Raw genomic sequence first — 3,347 nt, forward strand, 5'->3', positions numbered from 1 at the left:
ACATTGATATCGCATATGATGCATGATATTTTCTGTACGTCAACACGCCTGCCCAAGGGAGGGAACAGCCGCCATGAAAGCCCTGGTGCTTCAAGAACCCCATCGCCTGACCATAGAGGACCGGCCAATTCCAGAACCCGGCCCGGGCGAAGTGCGGGTGCGCATCCATCGTGGCGGCATATGCGGCTCGGACATGCATTATTTCCACCATGGCGGCTTTGGCGTCGTACGCATGAAGGCGCCGATGGTGCTCGGCCATGAACTGGCGGGCGTCGTGGACGCCACCGGAGCGGGCGTCACCGCCGTAACCGAAGGCGACCGCGTCGCGGTTAACCCCAGCCTGGCCTGCGGCGCATGCGCCTATTGCCGCGCCGGCATGCCGCGCCAATGCAGCGACATGCGCTTCATGGGCAGCGCCATGCGCGATCCCCATGTCGATGGCGGGTTCCGTGAATATGTGGTGGTGACCGAGCAGCAGGCCGTGCCCGTCGGCGATGGGATCGGGCTCGATGAGGCCGCCGTCTGCGAGCCGCTGGCGGTGTGCCTGCATGCCGTGTCGCAGGGGCCGGACCTAAGCGGCAAGCGCGTCCTGGTGACCGGCTTCGGCCCCATTGGCGCGCTCACCCTGCTGGCGGCGCGGCATGCCGGCGCCGCGTCGGTTTCGGCAACGGACGTAGCGGCCGGTCCGCTGGCGCTGGCCGGGCAATTGGGCGCGGCGGCAAGCTACGACGTATCGGTTCCGGGGGCGTTGGCGGAGGAAGAAAAGGATCGCGGCCGGTTCGACGTGGTCTTTGAGTGTTCGGGGCACCCCTCGGCCGTGCAATCGGCTTTGGCGGTGACCCGGCCGGGCGGCAGCATCGTCCAGGTCGGGATTCTGCCCGACCAGATGACCCTGCCCTTCAACCCGCTGGTGACCAAGGAGATCACCTATCGCGGCACCTTCCGCTTCGACCGCGAGTTCAATCAGGCGGCGGCGCTGATTTCCAGCCGCGCCATCGATGTTCGCCCGATCATCTCGGGCACCTTCCCCTTCACCGAGGCGGATGCCGCCTTTGCCTTCGCGCAGGATCGTCAGCGGGCCATCAAGGTCATGCTGGAATTTGCCTGAGCAGAAAGAGATTTTTCGTGACCAAAACCCTTCTTAGCCGCCTGCGCGACCCCAGCCTGCTTACCGATCGCGCCTATCTGGCCGGTACATGGGCAGGCGCCGATTCCGGCAAGACCTTTCCCGTGGAAAATCCATCAACCGGGGAAACCCTGCTGCTCGTGCCCGATATGGGCCGGGCCGAAACCGCCCGCGCCATCGAGGCCGCCCATGCCGCCCAGAAATCCTGGGCCGCTTTGACCGGGGCGGCGCGCGGCAAGCTGCTGCGCAAATGGTTCGAGCTGATCATGGCCAATCAGGACGATCTGGCCAGCATCCTCACCGCCGAGATGGGCAAGCCCTTCGCCGAGGCCAAGGGCGAAGTGGCCTATGGCGCTGCCTATATCGAATGGTTCGCCGAGGAAGCCCGCCGCATCTATGGCGACATCATCCCCGGCCATGCCGAGGACAAGCGCATCATGGTCATCAAGCAGCCGGTGGGCGTGGTCGGCGCCATCACGCCGTGGAATTTTCCCATCGCCATGATCGCCCGCAAGGCCGCGCCGGCCCTGGCCGTGGGCTGCGCCTTCGTCTCCAAGCCGGCCAAGCAGACCCCGCTTTCGGCGCTGGCGCTGGCGGTTCTGGCCGAGCGGGCCGGCATTCCCAAGGGCATTTTTTCGGTGGTCACCTCGGCTTCGAGCGCGGCCATCGGGGCCGAATTCTGCGAGAACGAGAAGGTGCGCAAGCTCAGCTTCACCGGCTCGACCGAAGTGGGCCGCATCCTGATGCGGCAATGCGCCGACCAGATCAAGAAGGTCAGCCTGGAGCTGGGCGGCAACGCCCCCTTCATCGTCTTCGACGATGCCGATCTGGATGCGGCGGTGGAAGGCGCTATCCAGTCCAAGTTCCGCAATGCCGGGCAGACCTGCGTGTGCACCAACCGCCTTTATGTGCAGGCCGGCATCTATGACGCCTTTGCCGAAAAGCTCGCCGCAGCGGTGGGCAAGCTGCGCGTGGGCGACGGGTTCGACGAGGGCGTCACCATCGGCCCGCTGATCGACAAGGCAGCGACCGACAAGGTAGCCGAACACATCGCCGACGCCCTGGGCAAGGGCGCAAGGCTGGTGCGCGGCGGCATGCCGGCGGGGAACCGCGACACCTTTTTCGAGCCCACCGTGCTGACCGGCGTCACCCAGGACATGGTGGTGGCCAAGGAAGAAACCTTCGGCCCCCTTGCTCCCCTCTTCCGCTTCGAGGATGTCGATCAGGTCATCGCCATGGCCAATGACACCATTTTCGGCCTTGCCGCCTATTTCTATGCGCGCGACCTGAGCAAGGTGTTCAAGGTGGCCGAAGCGCTCGAATACGGCATTGTCGGGGTCAATACCGGGCTTATCTCCACCGAGGTCGCGCCCTTTGGCGGGGTCAAGCAATCGGGCACCGGCCGCGAGGGCTCCAAATATGGCGCCGACGACTATCTGGAGATGAAATATATCTGTCTGGGCGGCATTTCCGCCTGACGCGAAAAAGCGGCGGTATCGCATCCGATACCGCCGCTTTTTATCGCCCGGCCGGGAGGAGGGCCGGGCGAAAGGCTGTCTCTACAGATAACGCGCAGCAATCTCCTGAATGCCGGCCGCATCGAGCTTGTAGTGCCGATAAAGATGGGTCGGAGGAGCGATGAGGCTGTATTCATCCATGATGCCGTGGCGTACCAGCCGCGCCTTGGCCGGGTTCTCGGCCATCACCTCGGCCACGGCCGAGCCCAGCCCGCCCAGGATATTGTGCTCCTCGACCGTGAGCACGACGCGCGAAGCCTTGGCCGCCTCCATCACCGCTTCGGCGTCGAGCGGCTTGATGGTGTGCATGTCGATCAGGCCCACCGAATGGCCCTGCGCATTGAGCGCTTCCATGGCCGCCCTGGCGCCATGCACCGCCATGCCGCAGGCGATGATGGTCACGTCCTTGCCGAAGCCATGCACCTTGGCCTTGCCGATGGTGAAGGGCTCGGCCTTGTCGTAGATCACCGGATCATGGCCGCGATGGGTGCGGAAATAGATCGGCTGCCGGTAGGTGGCGGATTCGCGCAGCAATTGCGCATATTGGGCGCCGTCCGAGGGCGAGTTCACCGTCAGGTCGGCAATGGCCCGCATGGTGGAGATGTCCTCGGTGGCGTGGTGCGAGGTGCCGTAAAACCCCATGGAAATGCCGGTGTGATGGCCGATGAGACGCACCGGCTGGGCGCAATAGGCCACGTCCATGC

General features: G+C 64.8%; 3 protein-coding genes. 2 read left to right on the forward strand and 1 reads right to left on the reverse strand.

The features are described from left to right. Window positions 1–73 precede the first annotated feature (73 nt). Window positions 74–1,108, forward strand: coding sequence for an L-idonate 5-dehydrogenase (locus tag VDP82_RS16060; RefSeq protein ID WP_323015837.1), 1,035 nt, complete (start codon window positions 74–76; stop codon window positions 1,106–1,108). Window positions 1,109–1,125: 17 nt separating this feature from the next. Continuing rightward, window positions 1,126–2,604 (forward strand): NAD-dependent succinate-semialdehyde dehydrogenase, encoded by a 1,479-nt coding sequence (locus VDP82_RS16065; RefSeq protein WP_323015838.1) that lies wholly within the window; start codon window positions 1,126–1,128, stop codon window positions 2,602–2,604. An 81-nt stretch (window positions 2,605–2,685) separates the two neighbouring features. On the opposite strand, the gene VDP82_RS16070 is transcribed toward VDP82_RS16065, so the two are convergent. Beyond that, window positions 2,686–3,347, reverse strand: a 662-nt coding sequence (locus VDP82_RS16070) for a transketolase family protein (RefSeq protein WP_323015839.1), incomplete at its 5' end; no start/stop codon positions are given.

Origin of the sequence: Devosia sp. (genome assembly GCF_034675085.1) — a bacterium.
GTDB lineage: Bacteria > Pseudomonadota > Alphaproteobacteria > Rhizobiales > Devosiaceae > Devosia.